Source organism: Planctomycetia bacterium, assembly GCA_034440135.1.
GTDB lineage: Bacteria > Planctomycetota > Planctomycetia > Pirellulales > JALHLM01 > JALHLM01.
Genome location: JAWXBP010000144.1, coordinates 14585 through 33900, shown reverse-complemented (window position 1 = coordinate 33900; position 19316 = coordinate 14585). Strand labels below are relative to the sequence as shown.

Below are 19316 nucleotides of genomic sequence, written 5' to 3'. Positions count from 1 at the left end.
CCCAACTTCCCATCCGCGGCCGCGCCGACCAAATCGCCTGGAATCCCACCCTCGGCCTGACCCTAATGCGTGCCAAATGACTTTGCAGTTGTCCTGAGGAATCTCTCCGTGCGCTGGACCTGGACGCGGGTTCGTGGAATAATCAGGAGCGACTTCCTGCCCTCGCGGTCGTGGATTTCGGTCAATCGCGCCGCCCGAAATGTTCGTTCCTACTCGGTCGTCGATCTCTATTCCTCTCGCGACAAGCGAAACGTCATGAACTCGCCCCTGACTAGCGCAAATGCCGCGTCCGCTCCTCTCCGCGCCCGGCGCGGCTTCACACTGGTGGAGTTGCTGGTGGTCATCGCGATCATCGGGATCCTGATCGCCTTGTTGCTGCCGGCGCTGCAAGTGGCCCGCGAGGCGGCCCGTAAGGCGGAGTGCTTGAATCACTTGAAGCAGATGGGCCTCGGCGCTCATACGCATGAGAACTCGCACAAGCATTTCCCCACGGGCGGCTGGGGCTGGGACTGGATCGGCGACCCCGATCAAGGCTACGGCAAGGACCAACCCGGCGGCTGGGTCTACGCAATCCTGGCGTACATCGAACAGCCCGCGCTGCGCAAGCTTGGCAAAGGAGCGCCGGACGATACATCGCCGACCGGCAAGAAGGTGCTTCTGGGGCAGATGGCTGCCACCCCGATCCCCACGTTCAATTGCCCGACGCGCCGACCGGCGGCTGTCTATCAGAACCGCTTTGTGGGCGCTGGCTTTGCGATTAATGCGATCGGCCTCACGACCGTGGCGAGGACAGACTACGCTGCAAATTGTGGGGATCAGAACTTTACGCAAATGGACGGCGGGCCGCGAAGCTGGACAGATGGTCTCAACCCGCAATGGTGGGTAACAACCAGGGACGGAAATGGCAATTCAAGGCAAGCCGATCGGGCGACAGTCGCCGGCGGGCGCTCCGGCTCCTCACCGAACCCGGCTTTGCACTCCGGAATGTGTTATTTACGCAGCACAGTCAAGATCAACCAAGTGAAGGACGGCACCAGCAATACGTATCTGTTCGGCGAACGGTACGTAGTTGCGGATCAGTATGCTACCGGCCTGGACGGCGCCGACAATGAACACATGTATGTAGGCTACGACAACGATATTTATCGCTGCACGTACCCTGGACCCGATCCCAACGTCGACAATACGAGTGCGCGCATGCCGCGCCAGGACACTCCAGGCGTATCCAATGACTACGCGTTCGGCAGCGCTCACACCGGATCCTGGAACGTGGTCTTCGCGGATGGCTCCGCTCGTGGCATTTCGTATACGATCAACAACACAACGCATGGCCGCCTGGGAAATCGCGACGATGCGAAGCTGAAAATCGGCACACCCTATACGAAATTGATTGGCGAGTACTAGTTGCCTGAGCACGGTTTCTTTCGGAAAGCCCAGGGAAGGCCGTCCGAAGCGTCGCCGATCGCTCGATTTGTGACGGCCTTCCCTGGGTCTGAGCGCCGCTCGCGATTTGTAGTCGCGGCCAAATGACGCGCGATTCTGCTGGCGACCGCTGCGCCACGTTGCTTTGCGGCCGTTCGCGTCGCCTGATGTAGCCCAATCTCGCCGTAAAACCGGCGCAATCGCGCCATCACGTTTCCGGGCCGTTGTTTTCAAGGGAAGAATCCCGCTTGGTTTCGATCGGTTCCCCGCACCCCCAAGAAGTATGTGTGCTACATCCTAAAAGACGAGGATAGGCGACGTCGCCAGGCTGGCGGCGACCTCGTTGAGGCGACCAATGGAATCTCGTCAACCGTGCGGAGTTCACGACATCGTTAAACTAGAAAGCGAGCACACGCCGTGTCTCAAGCTGTTGCCACGCCCCCGGGGAGCAGCGACCAAGCGTCGCGCTCCGTGAGCGGCAGTCCCGAACGCATTTCCGCGCTTTCACGCGAGTTATCTCGCGGCATTCAACATGCCGTGGAGCAGATCGAATCCCTGAACGCGCAGACGCGCGTGCTGACGTTTAACGCGCAAATTGAAGCCGCGCGGGCCGGCGCCGCGGGGCAGGCGTTTCAAGTCGTCGTGCTGGCGATGCGCGAAATGGCGAACGAAACCGCCAAGGTCGCGGAGAGCGTCTCCACCGAAACCCGCGCGGCGAGCACAGAGTTGGAGGCGATCAGCACCACGCTGGCCACGCAGGTGCGCGGCACGCGGCTGTGTGATCTGGCGATGACGAACATCGATCTGATCGATCGCAATCTCTACGAACGCTCCTGCGATTGCCGCTGGTGGGCGACCGACATGAGCCTGGTCGACGCGCTGGCCAAACGCACGCCCGAGGCCTGCGAATACGCCTCGCAGCGGATGGGCGTGATCTTGAATTCCTACACGGTCTACTACGACCTGGTGTTGGCCGATGCTGAGGGGAACATCGTCGCCAACGGCCGACCGAACCAGTTTTCCTCGCAAGGCAGCAACCATGCCGGCGAGGAATGGTTCCGCTCGGCCATGGCGACCCGCAACGGCGAAACCTTCGGCTTCCAATCGGTTCACGCCTCGTCACTCGTGGGCGGCCGGCGCGTGCTGGTCTACTCGGCCGGTGTGCGATCCAACGGCGATGTCAACGGCGAGTTGCTCGGCGTGCTCGGCATCATCTTCAACTGGGACAGTTTGGCGCAAACGCTGATGGAGAATACGCCGCTGCTGCCGGAAGAAAAAGAACGCTCGCGAGTCTGCATCGTCGATGAACTTGGCAACGTCCTGGCGGACTCCGCGGGCCGGCAACTCAAGGAGCGCCTGGCGTTCCCGGAACTGGCGGAACTGTTGCGCACGGGCAAGGAATTCCGCGACGTTACCATCAACGGTCGGAAGCACTGCGTCGCCCACGCCCAATCGCAAGGCTTCGAAACCTACCGCACGGGCTGGCACTCGCTGATTTTGCAGGAATCGCGCGCGTAGTGCGCCCACGGAAGGAATCACACTGACCCGTTGCGCAAGTAAGGGAAAGAGGACGTAGATCCTTGGCACTCCATCGTGTCGAACACGGTTTCGCAGTTGATTGCTCGCCGCTTTTGGCGACTGCTTGATCACGTGCTCTTATGGTACGGTCGACTCGCTTGTTTGCGGCGTCGGGGACTCGCGATAAGTCACGTAGAACTGATTCTGAAACAACTCGTCAGGATCGTACCGTCGCTTGCGCGCGAAGAAATCATCCACCTGGGGATACGCTTGACGCAATTGCGCCGACGTGGCATGCAGTCGGTATGGCAAATAATATCGCCCGCCCGAGGCATTTGCCGCGTCGATCAGCTTTCGCGTCAGCGACTTCATGCTCGTTTCCGCCTTCGCATCACGGCGTTGCTGAAAGAGCATCACAAACGAGAACATCGGTTGTTCGGCATAGCGCAGAAAAGTGTCGCGATCCGGCTCCACTTCACGGATGGTGACGTTGAGCAGGTCCACCTCGGGCTGCGGCAAATGCTTTTTCAGCTCGGCGACGAATCGCGCCACGCCGTCGCGCGGGACAAAGTATTCGTGCAGGATGTCGGTCGAATCGGCGAAGCGGTTTTCGAACGTCGTCGTGCTTTCATTGAGCAACTGGTTGCGCGAGTAGAATTGCTCGCACAAATGCGGTTGCAATTTGGTCTCTGCTTCCCAACGCAGCGCTTTGCCATAGTCGCTTCCAGCGGAACCGCGAAATAGGCTGCGTCGAATGGCGACCATGCCGGGCGCATGCAACTCCGGCAAGGTCGCGTCGGGCCTCTGAGCAGGGTAGAACGCGTTCAAGATTACTTCGTCGAGAAATCGCTCAGGCGCCACGCTCATTCTGGCATACATCATCTCGACATCGGGATGCTCCGCCACAATTCTGTCGAACGTCGTCAAAGCTTGGGTCGTAGGCACGATCGCTTGCTCGAGTTGATAACACTGATTCGGAACAACTCGCAGTTCCGCCTCGAGGATAATTCCAAATAGCCCGTAGCCGCCCAGTGTAAGTGAAAACAATTCGGCATGCTCTTGACGGCTGCAGCGGAGGATCGAACCCTCGGCCGACATGAGCCGGAAACTCTCAACAGTTGACGCGATTGGCGCACTACCATACTGCCAGCCGTGACAATTCGCGCCGAGGCTGCCACCCACCGTGAATGAATTGTTGGACTGCATGACGGCGACTGATAAGCCTTGTGCGTCCAAGTAGGGAATAATCTCTTCCCAGGTGGCGCCCGCTTGCGCCGTCATTAGTCGCTTGTCCGCGTTCAGAGTCAGGGCGCGGAACGGCCGCATGTCGATCACTATTCCGCCAGGATAAATCGTGTGACCTCCCATGCTGTGCCGTGCGCCGGCGATGGAAATCCGCAATTGGTCGCGCTTCGCGCGGCGCAGCAGGTCAGCTAGTTGTCGCTCAGCGTCGTCACGATCGGCGGGGATCCTCCACACTTCGGCCACACGAGTGCGATTCAGTCGACTTGCGTCGTCGGCCTGGCCGGAAGAGAGAGGTTCTCGGGCGTCCACGTCCTGCCAGGCCGTGCGGACGAGATGAACCACCGACCGTGCCGAGAATGCGGCGACCAATATGATCGCCGCTGCACTACACCAAAGAAAAACACGGCGGCGCGAGCGCTTCGAACGGGAGTTCGTTTCTGTCGACTTTGACACGCACATGGAATGCCCTCCGCCAACGCCTGTCGCCACCGATGAGCCGACCCTCACTCGTAGAGTGTAGCGACCGTCGCGATGGAATGAGTCGGCGAGCTTCCGCAGCCAACAAAAACAGCCGAGCGCCCCACCAGAGTGATGCGCCCGGCTGATCTATACAATTGCTTGAGGCCGCTGCACTAAATGTCGTAGTACAGACAGAACTCGTACGGATGCGGGCGGAGCCGCATCGCGTCGACTTCTTTTTCCGTCTTGTACCAGATCCAGGTGTCGATCACGTCGGGCGTGAAGACGTCGCCGCGGAGCAGGAAGTCGTTGTCTGCGCGCAGCGACTTGAGTGCTTCTTCCAGCGAGCCTGGCGTCTTCGGCACCTTGGCCAGCTCTTCCGGTTCCAGGTCGTAGATGTCCTTGTCGAGCGGGTCGCCGGGGTGAATCTTGTTCTGGATGCCATCGATGACGGCCATCAAGATCGCCGAGAATGACAAGTACGGATTGCAGCTCGGGTCGGGGCAGCGGAACTCGACCCGCTTGGCCTTCGGGCTCGGGCTATACATCGGGATCCGGCAGGAGGCCGAACGATTCCGTTGTGAGTACGCCAGGTTCACCGGGGCTTCGTAGCCGGGCACCAAACGCTTGTAGCTGTTCGTGGTCGGGTTGCTGAAGGCCAGAATCGCCGGGGCGTGCTTGAGTAAGCCGCCGATGGCATGCAATGCCATTTCGCTCAGCCCTGCGTAACCGGAACCTGCGAACAACGGTTCGCTTCCCTTCCACAGCGAAATGTGCGTGTGCATGCCTGAGCCATTGTCGCCGAAAAGCGGCTTGGGCATGAACGTCACAGTCTTGTTGTGCCGCTTCGCGACATTCTTGATGATGTACTTGTAGATCATCATCATGTCGCCCATCTTGACCAGCTCATTGAAGCGCAGGTCGATTTCGCACTGGCCGCCAGTGGCGACTTCGTGATGTTGCGCCTCGACGTCCAAGCCGGCGTCGATCAGCGTTTGCATCATCTCGTTGCGGATGTCCATCAGGCTGTCGGCGGGCGGCACCGGGAAGTAGCCTTCCTTGTAACGCAGCTTGTAGCCGAGGTTCGGGTTCTCGACGCGGCCGCGGTTCCACTCGGCCTCGTTGCTGTCGAGATGGTAGTAGCCTTCGTGCGCGTTCTGATCGAAACGCACGTCGTCGAAGATGAAGAACTCGGCCTCGGGGCCGATGTAGCAGGTGTCGGCAATGCCGGTGCTCTTCAGGTAGTTGACCGCCTTCCGGGCGATGTTGCGCGGGTCCCGGCTGTAATCCTCGCGCGTGATCGGGTCCTGGATGTTGCAGATCATCACCAGCGTGGGGATCGGCGTGAACGGATCGATGAACGCCGTCTCGGGCTGCGGGAGCACGAGCATGTCGCTCTCGTTGATCGCCTGCCAGCCGCGGATGCTGGAACCGTCGAAGCCCAGGCCGTCCTCGAAAACCCCCTCGTCAAGTTTGTTGACGGGGATCGTGAAGTGTTGCCAAAGGCCCGGAAAGTCCATGAACCGAAGATCGACCGCCTTGACGTCCTTTTCCCGGCACAATGCCAAGACTTCCTTTGGTTTCACGTGAGGAGTTCCTTTCAGAACAGAATCCAGAAGGGTTGAGAGCAAGTGCGACATCCGCTAGACGCCGGGAGCGTGGCTCCCCTGGCGTGCGGCGGGGCGGAGCCCTCTGCGCGAACCTTCCGGGGCGCCGCTGGCGGTTCGCACTCGACAAGCGGCCGCGCAAAGCAATCACGGTGCCGACATCTGCGTTAGACGGGCATCATAGCGCATAATGCCGGGAAATCAATCGGGTTAGGTCGATTTCGCCCAGCCACCGGGCGTGAATCGGTAGTGCGGAAGCGAGGCAAGTAGAGGTGCCGTTTGCCAGGCATGCATCCTCCCCAAGCCCAGGGAAGGTCGCAATGAACCGCTGCCGATGGGGCGGTTTAGGACGACCTTCCCTGGGCTTAGCGGCGTAACTCGTCGCCAGACGTTGAATCGACCCCCACTTGCCGATTATAGTTGTTTAGACAACAATCCGTGAAACAGCTAAGGCGTTCCCTCGTTCGTCCCCCAGGAGCGGCGGCCATGTTTTTGGACTCAACCGGCGGGCAAAGCAGCGTCAACACGAACCCGGACGTGGTGGTCATCGGCGGTGGTCCGGCCGGGGCGACGGTCTCCACGTTGATCGCCCAGCAGGGCCACAAGGTCGTGCTGTTCGAGCGGGATAAGTTCCCGCGATTCCACATCGGCGAATCGCTGATCCCGGAGACGTATTGGGTGCTCGAGCGGCTGAACATGCTGCCGAAGATGAAGGCGAGTTGCTTCGTCAAGAAGTTCAGCGTGCAGTTCGTCAACGCGGCCGGGAAGCAATCGGCGCCGTTTTACTTCCACGACAACAAGCCGCACGAGTGCTCGCAAACCTGGCAGGTGATTCGCAGCGAGTTCGACCAGATGATGCTGGAGAACGCGCGCGAGCATGGCGTCGAAGCGCATGAAGAAACTCGCGTCCTGGAAGTGCTGTTCGACGGCGACAGTGCGACCGGCGTGCGCATTCAAACCAAGGACGGGCAGCAACTCGACGTTCATGCCAAGGCGGTCGTCGACGCCAGCGGGCAATCGGCGATGTTGATGAATCGATTGAAGCTGCGAATTTGGGATCCGGAGTTGAACAAGGGCGCCATCTGGACCTATTGGAAAGGCGCCTACCGCGACACGGGCCGCGATGAGGGAGCCACGATCGTCATCCAGACGCCGGACAAGCAAGGTTGGTTCTGGTACATCCCGCAGCACGACGACACGATCAGCGTGGGCGTCGTCGGCCCGTTCGACTATTTGTTCAAAGGGCGCGGCTCGCACGAACAAGTTTACAACGAAGAGGTCGAAAAGTGTCCGGCCGTTCAAAAGCGCATCGAAGGCGCGGAGCGCGCTGCGGGCTATTTTGCTACCAAGGACTATTCCTACCGCGCCACGCAGGCCGCCGGCGACGGTTGGGTCATGATCGGCGACGCCTTCGGGTTCCTGGACCCGCTCTATTCGTCCGGCGTGCTCCTGGCGCTCAAATCCGGCGAACTGGCTGCCGATGCGATCTGCGACGGCATTGCCAAGAACGATCTATCCGCCGCGCAACTGGGCGCCTGGGCGCCGGCGTTCAACCGGGGCATCGACCGCATGCGCCGCCTGGTCTGCGAATACTACAACGGCTTCAGTTTCGGCCACTTCGTCAAGAATTTCCCCCATCTCCGGAACACGATCACCGATCTGCTGATCGGCGACCTGTTCGCGGACCGCGTCGATTGCGTCTGGGAACCGATGGAATCGCTCTATCCCAAAGGGCACCAGCACCCGACGCAATGGGATGCAGGCACGCCGGCGGAAATCGCCGAAAACAAGGAGAACGAACTGTACTTGCCAGAAGAATTGCGGGCGCAGTAGCGATCCGCCGGCAATTCTTTGCCTTCCATCTTCTGTGGCCGAGGTCTGTGACCTCGGCGGAGAGGACATTGTGTACTCCGATAGTGCGCAATGATTGCGACGCTGGGGCAGTTGGCATCGAAGTGGATCAGCTAATAAAGAACGCCTTCACCAGCTTTTCCAACTGCCATTTCATCATCGTCGACCGGGATTCGGCTTCGTTCATGAAGTTACGTCCCGTCTTGCCGGTGGACGTTTTATCGTGGTCCAAGCCAGCGGCGTGGCCAGCTTCGTGTAACAGCGTCACGCCGTCGTTACCTGGCGTCGGCGCGACAAACACCATGGGCGTGCGAAAGCAGAGCATCGGGCCGTTGGAGATGGTCACTCCATTGGCGAGACCCATGAATTGACAGAACAGGACGTACAACGACTGGCGTTTGCCGGCCTTTTCCGCGGCTGCGGATAGCGTGCGGTAGATGTCGCTATATTGTTCCTGCCGCATCAGTCCGCTGCCGAAATCGAACGTATTGTCCGCCGTTTTCAACTTGCTCGACGGCCAACAAACGAGGCTGACTCCATGTTCCTTCAACATCGATTCCGCGGTGTCGATGACGAATTTGTCTTTGTCGCCAAAGAAATTCGTCGCCCAGAACAAGGCGAGATTCACCTTCTTGTCGCCGGGAACCACGTAGTCCAATCGTCCTTCGTCGCTCATTGTGTTGTCCCACTGTTTGGGGTTGGTCGTGTTGCCGGAGATTTCGCACTACTTACCAATGCAACGCCGCGGTACGGTTGTTACGGAACTGGCTCGGCGCGTATCAGGTGATAAAGAACGCCTGCCCCATTTTCTCCACCTGCCATTTCATCATCGTGGAGCGCGTCTCCGCTTCGTTCATAAAATTGCGGGCAGTCGTTCCTGTGGAGGTCAGGTCGTGGTCCATGCCCGCGGCGTGACCGACTTCATGCAGTAGCGTCACCGCGTCGTCTCCTGGCGAGCAGGAGACAAACACCATCGGCCTGCGGAAGCAAAGCAACGGGCCTCGAGAAATCGTGGTGCCATTGGCGCGCTTGACAAAACTGCAAAACACCACGATCAAGTGCTCTCGCAACCCTGCCCCGTCGGCGACGCCGCTTACCGTGCGATAGATGTCGGTGTACTGCTCTTCGCGGATCAATTCTGGCCCAAAATCAAACGTCCGATCGGGCGTCTTGATACGGCTCGACGGCCAGCAGTTCAGACCCATGCCGTGCTCTTTCAGCATGGCCTCCGCCTTATTGAGGCCGGCAGTGTGCTTGTCGCCGAAGGAATTCGTCGCCCAAAATAGTGCGAGATTCACCTTCTTATTGCCGGGTAACTTGTAGTCTAGTCGTCCTTGGTCGTTCATTGTTGTATCCCACTTCCTGAAAACGGTTAGTTGGCGGTTCGTTCGTACTACCCAACAATGCGAGGGGAGGACGAAAGTGTTACAACTTCGCGTTGCCGAAGTGGCGTGTGGGGATGCGCAACCTGGAGCTTAATACGACAGCGCCCTTTTCAATTTCTTTCTCTGCCGGGCCGTTTTACGTCGTTTTGCAGGACATTGGGCGGCGATGGAGTTGCGCGATTGTCGCCAGGCAGAGCAGGCGACGATTTCTTTTTCGTTCCAGCGGCGCACGCCGAGCAAGTGCCGCAGCGGGGCCCGAACTTCGGGCGCCGTCATGGGAGGATCTATTCCCCCCTACCGCTCTTTTTGTTGAGCGAGGAAGCACAACGCCGGCATGCTCGTGATTCAGTCATTCGGATTTGGTTCGTTGTTCGACATGCTTCCCCACGCCTCCGCGCTTCAATCGTTTACAACGGTCGCTTCGCGCGGAAAGTGGTTTTCCACGATGGAGTTGAATTCCTTCGGCGTGGCGACGCGGGAGACTTTGGTGCGGAATTCTCTCGCGCCGGCCCGGCCTTGGGCGTAGCAGCAGGCGAATTTGCGCATCAACACCGTGCCTTTTTGATCGCCGAAGCGTTCGCAAACCAAGCGGTAGTGATTCAACAGCAACGCGCGCTCTTCCGACAGCGTCGGATCGGGCGGGATCGGCTCGCCACGTAACGCCGCGCACGATTGCGCGAACAGCCACGGCCTGTTGAGCGCCGCGCGGGCGATCATCACGCCGTCGACGTCGTAGCGGCGAAACGCCTCGACCACTTTCTCGGGCGAGTTTAGATCGCCATTGCCAATCAGCGGCATCCGTTTCAAGTGCGGCTTAATCGCCGAGATGCGGTCCCAGTCGGCGGAACCTTGAAAGAAGTCCTGCGCCGTGCGGCCATGCACGGTGAGCGCCGCGGCGCCGGCCGCTTCGACAACCTGCGCCACTTCAATCGCCACGATCTTATCGCGCGTGCAGCCCAGACGAATCTTGGCCGTCACCGGCGTCGGCGCGCACGCCTTCACGACACTGGCCACGATCTCGCCGATTCGCTCCGGGCATTTGAGCAAATACGATCCGCTGTGGGCGTCTTGCGTGACCTGCTTCACTGGGCAACCGAAATTGATGTCTACCACGCTGACGTGAAAATCATGCGCCAGCCGCGCGCCGACGGCCGCCATGGCCTCGGGGTTGTTGTCCCAGATCTGCACGGCCAAGGGACGCGGCTCGTCGCGAACGCCCCAAAGGCGATCCGGAAACTCGTGATCGCGCTCGTCGATCGCCAGAAAGCCGCGGGCGCTGATCATCTCCGTCGCCTGCAGTCCGACGCCGCCAAACGAGCGGACGATTTGCCTGTAAGCGAAGTTCGTGAAGCCCGCCATGGGGGCCTGGAGAATCGGCGGGTCGATTACCAGCGGGCCGATCCGCAACGGCGGGGGCGTTACGACGCTGGGCGATTCAGGAGACTCGTTGGACGAAGCGATCACTGCGGCGCGGGTTTTCTGCTGTAGATGGCGCCACCAGTGCGGATGTCGCCCGGTCGCGCGGTGCTGGTCGGCGTGCCCAACAACGCCTGGCGGACGGTATCAACGTTCGCGTGGGGCGGCAATTGGGCCAGGATCGCTCGGCCGCTTTCCCGGGCCGCGTCCGCCACGGTGGCGGCGAAATCCTGCGTCTCTTCATTCTGCCTGCGCACTGCCTGCAACGTCAAACCGATCGAACTGCCGCCAGCCGCATATTCCTGCGTCGCTTGCGTCCGGGCTTTGTCCATCATGACCAGGCTCTGGGCTCGGGCGTTCAGGGCCTTGGCCTGGGGAAGGCCAGCGGCGGCCGCCCAGACCGGTGCATCCTGGCTCGGGAGCGCCCGCCCGCCCGCAGTACGCGGCAATGCCACGGTGCCGAGCGCCAACGTGCTTTCCCAGATCGCGGCTTCCGCTTCGATCATCGCGGCGGCGTTGGCCGTTTCCGCGGCGCGGACCACGAGCATATCGGCGGCCGCGCCGCCGTCGTTGAGCCGTGCCATCAACGCTGTTTTGGCGGCTTGCAATTGGGCCGCGGCGTCGACATAGGCTTGATAGACCGTGGCTGCCCGCCAGGCTTCGGCATACGCGTCCAGCAGCTCGCCGTGCAGCGTCGGGCTGGTTGAGCCCAGGCATTGTCGCAGATTGACCGAAGTTTCGTTTTGATCGACGACCTTGGTCCTCGTGAAGATCGTTTCAATCACAGCGCGCGGCGCGGCGTTGGGCGCCGTGAACTTGGCGAAAACGGCGTTCGTCATCGGTTTCACGACCGGCTTGGCGACGACATGACGCGCCGCCGTACGTTGGCTTGCCTGGTCACGACCGAACAAATCTTCAACTGGCGCTGCTTCCGACGCAGCGCCCGCGGCCTCATCCACTGCTCCTTCCACTGCGCCTTCAAGCTCCCGCACAGATTCCGCGGCGGAGTCCTCGAATTGCTCAGCTGCAGCAGGGGCCACTTCGAACTCGTTGCCGTAATCCTGATACGCCGGTTGCGTCGTTTCCGCGTTCGAAGCTTCCCATTCAATCGGTTCCGGTTCCGGCTCACTGGTCTCGACGGTTCCAATCGGCTGATTGTAGCCGGCCGGCGCGACTTCACTGTCGTAGGGACTGGTCACTTCCGCGCGATCGCGCGAACGTCGCGTGGCCGTCGACGTCGAGGAGCGAATCAGCATGCCCACCAGCTTCGGCGTTTCCATGCTCTGCCCGGCGAGCGGCACGGCGTACTCGGCGATGAGGTTGTTGTACTCCCAGGTCACTCGGCAGAGGACTTGCTGTTGCCGGGCGCGTTGTTGCCACGCGTTGATAAGGCTCTCGACGGCAATCTGCGGCGTCGGTGCGGTATAGCCCGCCACCTGTTCGACGACGACATCGTCCGCCGCCTGTCGCGCGACGCCATGCGCCGCGATGGCTTCGCGATAGATCGGCAACGTCTGGTGAATCAGCCGGGCGCGTTCGGTCGGCGCGCGACGGGCGTAGATCTTCTCGAAATGCGAGTGATAAATGCCAACGTGCGGCGGATCGAGCGGCCGCGGCATGCTGCCGGTCGCGTTCCAGCCCAAGAGCGCACACAACTCTACTTGCGCGGTGCGGATGGCGACTTCGGCGGCTTCGAGCCCCGCCTGGGCGGAGGCCAACTCAGCATCGAGCAGCGTCCCATCGACGGTTCCCGCTTTGGCCGCGCGCGCCACCGGTTGAATCTGGTCGATCATCGTCTGCGCGATCACCTGATCGGCGAACGCCTGCCAGAGCCGCCAATAGGCCTGCACGACTTGCAGCCGTTGGCCGGGATCGCGCGACGCCGCGGTCAGCACTTCGGTCAGCGAGACCTCGCGATACTTAGCGGCCTTCGGCGCAGGCAAACGCACCGCCTCGGCGGCCAAATCCTGCGGCGTCGGCCGCGCCGTGGCGGCCGACGGCTGGGAAAGGTGTCCTGCTTGCGAGGTGAGCGCAATTACCAGCACCAGGGCGGAGAGTTCCATCTCAAGCACCTCGGAAGAGCAATATGGCGAACGGAACCAGCGATTTCGCCATTAACCTGATCGATTGGGCAATTTGCGTCAATCGGAGTTGGAAGGCGTCCGAAGTGCTCGAACAACATCGCGGCAAAGTTGTGGCACGGTCTCCCGACCGTGTCACTGGCCCGACCGAAGGTCTCCCATTCCGGGCATTGCCATGTCCGTCGTGGCACGGTCGGGAGACCGTACCACAACAATTAATGCACATCTTGGCCGTGATGAACTTCAAGTGCGACGTCGACGCTGGCGGGCATAGATCGCCAGCGCCGCTCCGCCGATGGTGAGCAGGGCGTAGCTGCTGGGCTCGGGGACAACGGAGAATTCAACGAGAAACCGGTTGGGGTCTTGCACCGATGTGTAGTCGTTCCAGGTTCCCTGAACCGCGGTAGTAAGTGAATTGAACTCTGCGTAGTCCTCGTCAGGGGTGAATCCGTTCGGCTCATTGCCTCCCCAGTTGGCATAGCCAAGTGCTTGGCCGTCGGCCGCGCCCAGCCAGAACAACTCGCCGGCCTCCGGACCCACGACCCAGCGCCACTCGCCTTCGATCGCGGCGTCGGACGCGCCAATCCACAGCGACTCTAGATGAAAATTGCGATTCAAAAAATCGCTTTCCTCGGCGGACGTGATCGTCGCCAGGTGGCCCCGAACTCCCTTGAGGGTGAACGATTCCGCCGCCGCTCGGGCGTCGTCCCAGGTCGCGACTGCGGGCACTCCCATCGCATAGTAGTGCCCATTGAGGGGATTCAAGCGGGGACATGGCTTCCCGATGTCTCCACGACTGGAAAAGCAACTCAGCTCGACCGCCGAGGCGGGCCGAGCGACAACCGCGCAGCAGAGTGCCGCCACTAAATGAATGATGAAACGCATGATACCGAACCTCGACAATTTGCCCCTGTCGAAGAGAAACCGATCAAACCTGGCCGTGATGAACTTCAAGTGCGATGACGGCGCTGGCGCGCATAGACCGCTAACGCCGCTCCGCCGATCGTGAGCAGGGCGTAGGTGCTAGGCTCGGGGACTGTCACAACCCAAGCTGTGTAATGCCCTTGAGGATCCCTGGCCATGCCAGCAACGGTCCTGCCGTCGGCGGAGATGTCGAAGGCGCTTTCCAGCTGCCAGCCAGCGAGTTCGTTGGCGAGGCCGTACTTATCGACGAGTACATCCTGGAGTGGTCGCATTCCGTGCTTCAAGTCGTAAATGATCGCTTCTTGGGCGCGATCCGAAATGCTAGTCCCCACCATGATGGAACCATCCGCAGACACCGCATCGATAACACTGAAGAAAGGTCCGCCGGGCAGATCTCCGATGCCCACCATGCCCGTGGGGTCAGTCCAATAAAACCCTTCGGTATCGTTCTGATGCGGCGAGTTTGCAGCTGACGCCCCGGAAATGCTCTCGCCTACCACGACTGACCCGTCGCCCGAAACGTCGAACGCCCGGCTGTAAAACGGTCCGCCGGGCAAGTCTCCGAGTCCGATGGTTCCGTGGCCGGCGTCCCAGCGAAATGCCTCTGAGGCTCTTGCAATCCAATCCGCAGGATTTTTAAAGCCGAGTGATCCCACGACGAACTTGCCGTCCTCCGAAACGCTGAGCGCAGTTCCACCGGCTTTCCCGCTCGACAGGTACGGAACTAAAAAGCTTGACCCGATCGTGTCCAACAATACAGGAACAAACGAGTTGTTCAGGGATGAATAACCCGAGAGAAAACGACCGTTCGCGCTGATGTTTGTCGGAGTGAAATGATCTGGAACATTCATTGGTTCCAATCCGGACGCGGGGGTCCATTGGAAGACATCTCCATTATCACTCTCGCCAACCAGGAGGCTGCCATCCGTGGATGCGCCCACAAAATGGTCCAAATCGAATAGTGCGAATCCCGAATCCGCCGTCCATCGGAACGCCTGGTCCGTTGTCTGCGTTCGCCCAACGACGGTCGAGCCGTTCGGGGAAATTCGCCCAACATAAACTTGGCCGAGCGAAGTGAACTTCACTTCCGGCGAACCGGCAACCGTCGGCGACGCGGACACGGCGATCAAAACAAGAGAAAGGACGACGATAACGAAGCGGAACATATGCTACGTCTCCACGGAATGAGGAAGATCGAATGATGGCAGCCGCCTCAAGGCGACTGATGAGATACAATGGACATCAGCCCCCACGGCGACGTGAGTGGAGTGCAAGAGCCACTCCGCCGATGCTGAGCAATGTGTAGGTGCTGGGCTCGGGGACAGGCGAGAACTCGACGATATAGTTTCGAGTTGTTGAGTGCGTGTCGGTGTAGTCGTTCCACGTGTCGGGAGCATGCCAGCCCACGTGAGCGTAGTTCTCGTTGACCCAAGCGTTCGGTTCCCGGGGCTGCCAGTTGTTGTAACCAAAGGCCTGCCCGTCCTCATCGCCCAGCCAGAACAACTCGCCCGCCTCTGGTCCCGTCATCCAACGCCATTCACCCTCGACATCCTTGTCAGACGCGCCAATTCAGACTAAGGCGTCGCCGTGCACCCATTCACTGATGAACGCGTTTTCGCTTTCCGAGGTGATCGTGGCGAGGTAACCTCGCATGCCCATGAATTCGAGCGATTCCGCCGAGATCCTGCCGCGTCCCAGGTGGGATCCTGATTTCCAACGCCTGAGATCGCGTACCAGTGACCGTTGCTTGGATTCATCCGCGGGCAGTCTGGATGAAGGCGATCAAATGGTTGACAGCCAAACTGGGCCAACGCGATGGAGGGCGACGTCAAAAGCGCAAGCACACACAACAAACAAATGAAAAAACGCATGATACCGAACCTCGACAATTTGCCCCTGTCGAAGCCTCGTCACGCTGCCGGGCCTGGCGAGAATGCCGGCTGGAGACAAGCTTGAGTGTATGACGTGCTGGCGGGTGAGTCCAGCGAAATCGTCGGCAATACCGCAACGGACAAAGAGCGTAGCTAGCCTGTGGGAGGCGTCTCCGACGCCGATGGAGTTGACGTGAGGCATCAATTCCAGCATTTTTCGCGAATAGAGTCTTCTCCATCGGCGTCGGAGACGCCTCCCACAGACCGTTGTTGTAGCCGGCTATCTAATTGGAGGGCGCGTCGCCAGCTTCTCTGCCAGTTCCTTCGCCGCCACGCGGACCTGGTCGGATGCCGAGGAGGTATTGGCCAGCCGCTCAAGCGCCGCGAGCACCGGCGCGAGATCGGCCTGCGTGTTTAACTCGGCCAGCTTGTCAATGGCTTGCAGTGCCGTCTCATAGATCATCAAGCGCTTCGCCGGTTGCGCTTCGGCGACGGTTTCCGCTTGCACTCCTTCGGTGATCGCCGGGTCGAGCATGTCGCACAACAGCGGGATCGAGCGCACATCGCCGTTGCGCGCCAGTCCGGCCGCCGCGTTGTAGCGCACGTCGGGACTGGGATCGACGAGCAAACGTTCCAAGCGGGCGAGCGCAGTGGGACTCCCTTCGAGCCCAAGATTGAACGCGGCGCGCATGCGAACTTGCGTTGCTTCGTCCTGGTGTGCGGGATCGTCGAGGCGATAATCCGCCGCGGTCAAAAGACTCGGCAAGAGTTGCTCCGGAACGGCGGCCCAAGTGGAATCGGCGTGTTGGTCATGCGCAGTGCCCAACAGCACGGCCATCGCTTCGAGCGCAGCCAGTCTCACTGGAAGACGATTCGCTTGTTCGTCGACGTTGCCTTCCGACGGACGAGCCGCCTCGATCAGCACGGAGACGCCGTCGGTGACGTGAAACTCACCGAGAGCGCGGCAGAGAAACATCTGTAGATTGACCTCGCGGCCCCGGGCTTCCTCTTCCAGCGAGAGCGGTTTCGCCAACTCGCCTTTCAGAATCTCCGCCACTTTGCCGGCCGCCGCGTGGTCTTCTCGCAGCTCGGCGTGTCGGGGATTGCGCAAGGCGTCGGCCAGATTGTGCGCCGCTTGCCAGCGAAACGCGTTGTCGCGGGCCAGGGCGTCGATATCGATCCGCGGGTCGCCCCCCTGTTGGGCCAGCCAACTGAAAAGCGCCCAGACCAGGACGATAATCGTGACGATGCAGAACGGGATGACGAACAGCGGAATCAGGAATTTCGCGCTGGGGGGCGTGACCTTTGGCAGGGCGTCGTCGGGGGAAAATCGCTCGGAGTTGCCCGAGATTTCGGTCATGGGTCGGTGATCCGCGGGGCGCGCATGGGAAATCGCCGAATTATAGGTTTTGCAGCGATCCGGCGTGAGGGGCCGATAAGCGTTAAATCAGCGCGATTGCGCAAATAGCCCAGGGAAGGCCACCATCGACTTTGCTGATAGCTAAGACTATTAGGGCCTTCCCTGGGCTTAGCGGGATCGATCCAGCTACCTCCTCAAAAACCATTTGGAAATTCCGGATTCGCGCCGTTGACAGTCCAGGTCGATAACCTTATTCTCTGAGGTTTCCCCACTTGGGAATCGATCTTCGCGGTTGAAGATCACGGGGAAAACTGCAGGGTTGGCGGGAGTTGCTGCCGGTGTCTGGACACACGAGCGAAGTGATCCGAATTCGAATGGAGGCCTACGACCATTCGGTTCTCGATCAGAGCGCTGCTGAAATCGTCGATACGGCCAAGCGCACCGGTTCGGAAGTGCATGGGCCCATCCCGTTGCCGACACGGATCGAGCGCTATACGGTGCTGTCCGGTCCGCACGTGGACAAGAAGGCTCGCCAGCAGTTTGAGATTCGGACGCACAAGCGTCTGATCGACATTGTGCAGGCGACTGCCAAGACGATCGAGGCCCTGAATAAGCTTAGTTTGCCCGCGGGCGTTGACATCAAGATCAAGGCTTCGGCGCGGCACTAGCGATACATTTTCCGGCGATTGGTCGGCGGTGGCTTTTCCATCGTTTGACGCCAGTCGCCGTCACGGTTTGGTTGGGAAAAATGCCTGGAAGTTCTGTGGGTAAGCGGTCGCAATAGTCGATCGTCTCCCGCGGAGCAAGTGACCACACAAGGCGATACTGCGATGCCCATTGGATTACTCGGCCGTAAGGTCGGGATGACTCAGATTTTCGACGAAGCCGGCGCGGCGATTCAGGTAACCGTCATCGAGGCGGGTCCCTGTCACGTCCTGCAGGTCCGGTCGGTCGAGAAAGACGGCTATGAGGCCGTGCAATTGGGCTTTCTGAACAAGCCGCGTCGTTTAGCGGCCCGCAGTGAGCGTGGTCATGTTGCCAAGCTGGATAGTAAGCGTCAAAAGGCCCGCGCCCAAGCCGGCGTGGCTGCTCTCGCCAAAGCCGATTGCGAGCCGAAGCGATTTATCCGCGAAATCCGCGGTCCCGTCGGTGAGTTGGCGGTTGGCCAAGAGGTCGCCGTCGGCGTCTTCGAGGGAATTAAGAGCGTCGATGTGATTGGCTTCTCCCGCGGTCGTGGTACCGGCGGTGTGATGGAGCGTCACGGGTTCAAAGGTCAGCGTGCCACGCACGGCGTGAAGAAGTGCCATCGCCATGCGGGCAGCACCGGTAACCGCACATTCCCGGGGCGTCTCTTCAAGGGCCACAAGATGGCCGGTCGCTATGGCGACGAGCGCTGCACGATGCGAAATCTCAAGGTAGTGCGGGTCGACGGCGAGCAGAACTTGCTGTTGGTCCGCGGCCCCGTACCGGGCCCGCCGGGCAGTTACGTGATCATTCGCCAGACGAACAAGCTGTAGGACGGACGCAGCGATGCCCAGCATTCCCATTTTCGATCGCACAGGCAAAGAGGTCGGCGCGTATGACATCGCGCCGGAAGACCTCGCGCCGCGCATCAACAAGCAACTGTTGCACGACGCCGTGGTGATGTACCAGGCGAACCTGCGGCAGGGTACGTTCAAGACCAAAAGCCGCACCGAGGTCGCCGGCACGACCAAGAAGATGTATCGCCAAAAGGGCACGGGCAACGCCCGAGCCGGTTCGCGGCGGTCCAATATTCGTCGCGGCGGCGGTCATGCGAAACAGAAACGGCCGCGCGACTTCGGTTACCGGCTGCCGCGCAAGGCGCTGCAGTTGGCAACCCGGATGGCGCTGGCCTCGAAGTTGAGAGACAATCAGGTGGTGGTGATCGACCAGTTGTCGCTGGCGGCCCCGCGGACGAAGGACGTGGCGGGCGTTCTCAGGGCGCTCAAATTGAACGACACCACGTTGCTGCTGGCCACCGCCGCCTACGATGCAAACGTCTACAAGTCGGCTCGCAATATCGAAGGCGTGAAAGTTTCGGCTGTGGCCGACCTGAACGCCCTCTGCTTGTTGCAGTCGCGGAAGTTGTTGGTCACCAAGGACGCGCTCGACGCCTTCAAGGCTCGCGTGCCGGCCGCGAAGCAAGCATAGGGAAT

17 protein-coding genes are annotated in these 19316 nt (G+C 60.5%); 6 read left to right on the top strand and 11 right to left on the bottom strand.

The window, feature by feature from the left end:
* Positions 1 to 255: 255 nt before the first annotated feature.
* On the top strand, positions 256 to 1404 hold the full coding sequence (locus SGJ19_08345) for a DUF1559 domain-containing protein (GenBank protein MDZ4780247.1): 1149 nt from the start codon (positions 256 to 258) through the stop codon (positions 1402 to 1404).
* A gap of 435 nt (positions 1405 to 1839) precedes the next feature.
* Complete coding sequence (locus SGJ19_08340; GenBank protein MDZ4780246.1) at positions 1840 to 2940, top strand: cache domain-containing protein; 1101 nt, start codon at positions 1840 to 1842, stop codon at positions 2938 to 2940.
* Positions 2941 to 3078: 138 nt separating this feature from the next.
* On the opposite strand, the gene SGJ19_08335 is transcribed toward SGJ19_08340, so the two are convergent.
* The gene (locus tag SGJ19_08335; protein ID MDZ4780245.1) at positions 3079 to 4527 is read right to left on the bottom strand and encodes an FAD-binding oxidoreductase; all 1449 of its coding nucleotides are present in this window, start codon (positions 4525 to 4527) and stop codon (positions 3079 to 3081) included.
* Positions 4528 to 4817: 290 nt separating this feature from the next.
* Entirely contained in the window at positions 4818 to 6230 is a 1413-nt protein-coding gene (glnA, locus tag SGJ19_08330; protein MDZ4780244.1) for a type I glutamate--ammonia ligase, read from the bottom strand.
* A gap of 507 nt (positions 6231 to 6737) precedes the next feature.
* Here glnA and SGJ19_08325 point away from each other — a divergent pair.
* Positions 6738 to 8084, top strand: coding sequence for an NAD(P)/FAD-dependent oxidoreductase (locus tag SGJ19_08325; GenBank protein ID MDZ4780243.1), 1347 nt, complete (start codon positions 6738 to 6740; stop codon positions 8082 to 8084).
* 127 nt (positions 8085 to 8211) lie between these two features.
* Here the strand turns inward: SGJ19_08325 and SGJ19_08320 are convergent, their stop codons facing one another.
* The 9 genes from SGJ19_08320 to SGJ19_08280 form a co-directional block, all read right to left on the bottom strand.
* Complete coding sequence (locus tag SGJ19_08320; GenBank protein ID MDZ4780242.1) at positions 8212 to 8778, bottom strand: hypothetical protein; 567 nt, start codon at positions 8776 to 8778, stop codon at positions 8212 to 8214.
* Positions 8779 to 8881: 103 nt separating this feature from the next.
* Entirely contained in the window at positions 8882 to 9448 is a 567-nt protein-coding gene (locus SGJ19_08315; protein ID MDZ4780241.1) for a hypothetical protein, read from the bottom strand.
* Positions 9449 to 9577: 129 nt separating this feature from the next.
* The gene (locus tag SGJ19_08310) at positions 9578 to 9763 is read right to left on the bottom strand and encodes a hypothetical protein (GenBank protein ID MDZ4780240.1); all 186 of its coding nucleotides are present in this window, start codon (positions 9761 to 9763) and stop codon (positions 9578 to 9580) included.
* A gap of 123 nt (positions 9764 to 9886) precedes the next feature.
* On the bottom strand, positions 9887 to 10846 hold the full coding sequence (locus SGJ19_08305) for a tRNA-dihydrouridine synthase (protein MDZ4780239.1): 960 nt from the start codon (positions 10844 to 10846) through the stop codon (positions 9887 to 9889).
* 101 nt (positions 10847 to 10947) lie between these two features.
* Positions 10948 to 12966 carry a hypothetical protein gene (locus tag SGJ19_08300; GenBank protein MDZ4780238.1) on the bottom strand — a complete coding sequence of 673 codons (2019 nt, stop codon included), beginning with the start codon at positions 12964 to 12966 and terminating at the stop codon, positions 10948 to 10950.
* Between the two features lie 261 nt (positions 12967 to 13227).
* On the bottom strand, positions 13228 to 13713 hold the full coding sequence (locus tag SGJ19_08295) for a lectin-like protein (GenBank protein ID MDZ4780237.1): 486 nt from the start codon (positions 13711 to 13713) through the stop codon (positions 13228 to 13230).
* Positions 13714 to 13934: 221 nt separating this feature from the next.
* Entirely contained in the window at positions 13935 to 14861 is a 927-nt protein-coding gene (locus SGJ19_08290) for a PEP-CTERM sorting domain-containing protein (GenBank protein MDZ4780236.1), read from the bottom strand.
* 289 nt (positions 14862 to 15150) lie between these two features.
* On the bottom strand, positions 15151 to 15435 hold the full coding sequence (locus SGJ19_08285) for a PEP-CTERM sorting domain-containing protein (protein MDZ4780235.1): 285 nt from the start codon (positions 15433 to 15435) through the stop codon (positions 15151 to 15153).
* 624 nt (positions 15436 to 16059) lie between these two features.
* Positions 16060 to 17139 (bottom strand): HEAT repeat domain-containing protein, encoded by a 1080-nt coding sequence (locus SGJ19_08280; GenBank protein ID MDZ4780234.1) that lies wholly within the window; start codon positions 17137 to 17139, stop codon positions 16060 to 16062.
* Positions 17140 to 17477: 338 nt separating this feature from the next.
* Here SGJ19_08280 and rpsJ point away from each other — a divergent pair, with 338 nt between their 5' ends.
* The 3 genes from rpsJ to rplD all read left to right on the top strand — a co-directional run bounded on the left by rpsJ (position 17478) and on the right by rplD (position 19311).
* Positions 17478 to 17807, top strand: coding sequence for a 30S ribosomal protein S10 (gene rpsJ / locus SGJ19_08275; protein ID MDZ4780233.1), 330 nt, complete (start codon positions 17478 to 17480; stop codon positions 17805 to 17807).
* Positions 17808 to 17969: 162 nt separating this feature from the next.
* On the top strand, positions 17970 to 18656 hold the full coding sequence (gene rplC, locus SGJ19_08270) for a 50S ribosomal protein L3 (GenBank protein MDZ4780232.1): 687 nt from the start codon (positions 17970 to 17972) through the stop codon (positions 18654 to 18656).
* 13 nt (positions 18657 to 18669) lie between these two features.
* Positions 18670 to 19311 carry a 50S ribosomal protein L4 gene (gene rplD, locus SGJ19_08265; GenBank protein ID MDZ4780231.1) on the top strand — a complete coding sequence of 214 codons (642 nt, stop codon included), beginning with the start codon at positions 18670 to 18672 and terminating at the stop codon, positions 19309 to 19311.
* The last annotated feature ends 5 nt before the right edge of the window (positions 19312 to 19316 follow it).

Bases quoted from the DNA above. Each gene is read 5' to 3' on its own strand.
- SGJ19_08305 (MDZ4780239.1), bottom strand. From the start codon at position 10,846: ATGGCGGGCTTCACGAACTTCGCTTACAGGCAAATCGTCCGCTCGTTT.
- SGJ19_08345 (MDZ4780247.1), top strand. From the start codon at position 256: ATGAACTCGCCCCTGACTAGCGCAAATGCCGCGTCCGCTCCTCTCCGC.
- rplC (MDZ4780232.1), top strand. From the start codon at position 17,970: ATGCCCATTGGATTACTCGGCCGTAAGGTCGGGATGACTCAGATTTTC.
- rplD (MDZ4780231.1), top strand. From the start codon at position 18,670: ATGCCCAGCATTCCCATTTTCGATCGCACAGGCAAAGAGGTCGGCGCG.
- SGJ19_08280 (MDZ4780234.1), bottom strand. From the start codon at position 17,139: ATGACCGAAATCTCGGGCAACTCCGAGCGATTTTCCCCCGACGACGCC.
- SGJ19_08315 (MDZ4780241.1), bottom strand. From the start codon at position 9,448: ATGAACGACCAAGGACGACTAGACTACAAGTTACCCGGCAATAAGAAG.
- SGJ19_08310 (MDZ4780240.1), bottom strand. From the start codon at position 9,763: ATGACGGCGCCCGAAGTTCGGGCCCCGCTGCGGCACTTGCTCGGCGTG.
- SGJ19_08325 (MDZ4780243.1), top strand. From the start codon at position 6,738: ATGTTTTTGGACTCAACCGGCGGGCAAAGCAGCGTCAACACGAACCCG.
- SGJ19_08320 (MDZ4780242.1), bottom strand. From the start codon at position 8,778: ATGAGCGACGAAGGACGATTGGACTACGTGGTTCCCGGCGACAAGAAG.
- SGJ19_08300 (MDZ4780238.1), bottom strand. From the start codon at position 12,966: ATGGAACTCTCCGCCCTGGTGCTGGTAATTGCGCTCACCTCGCAAGCA.
- SGJ19_08285 (MDZ4780235.1), bottom strand. From the start codon at position 15,435: ATGACGGGACCAGAGGCGGGCGAGTTGTTCTGGCTGGGCGATGAGGAC.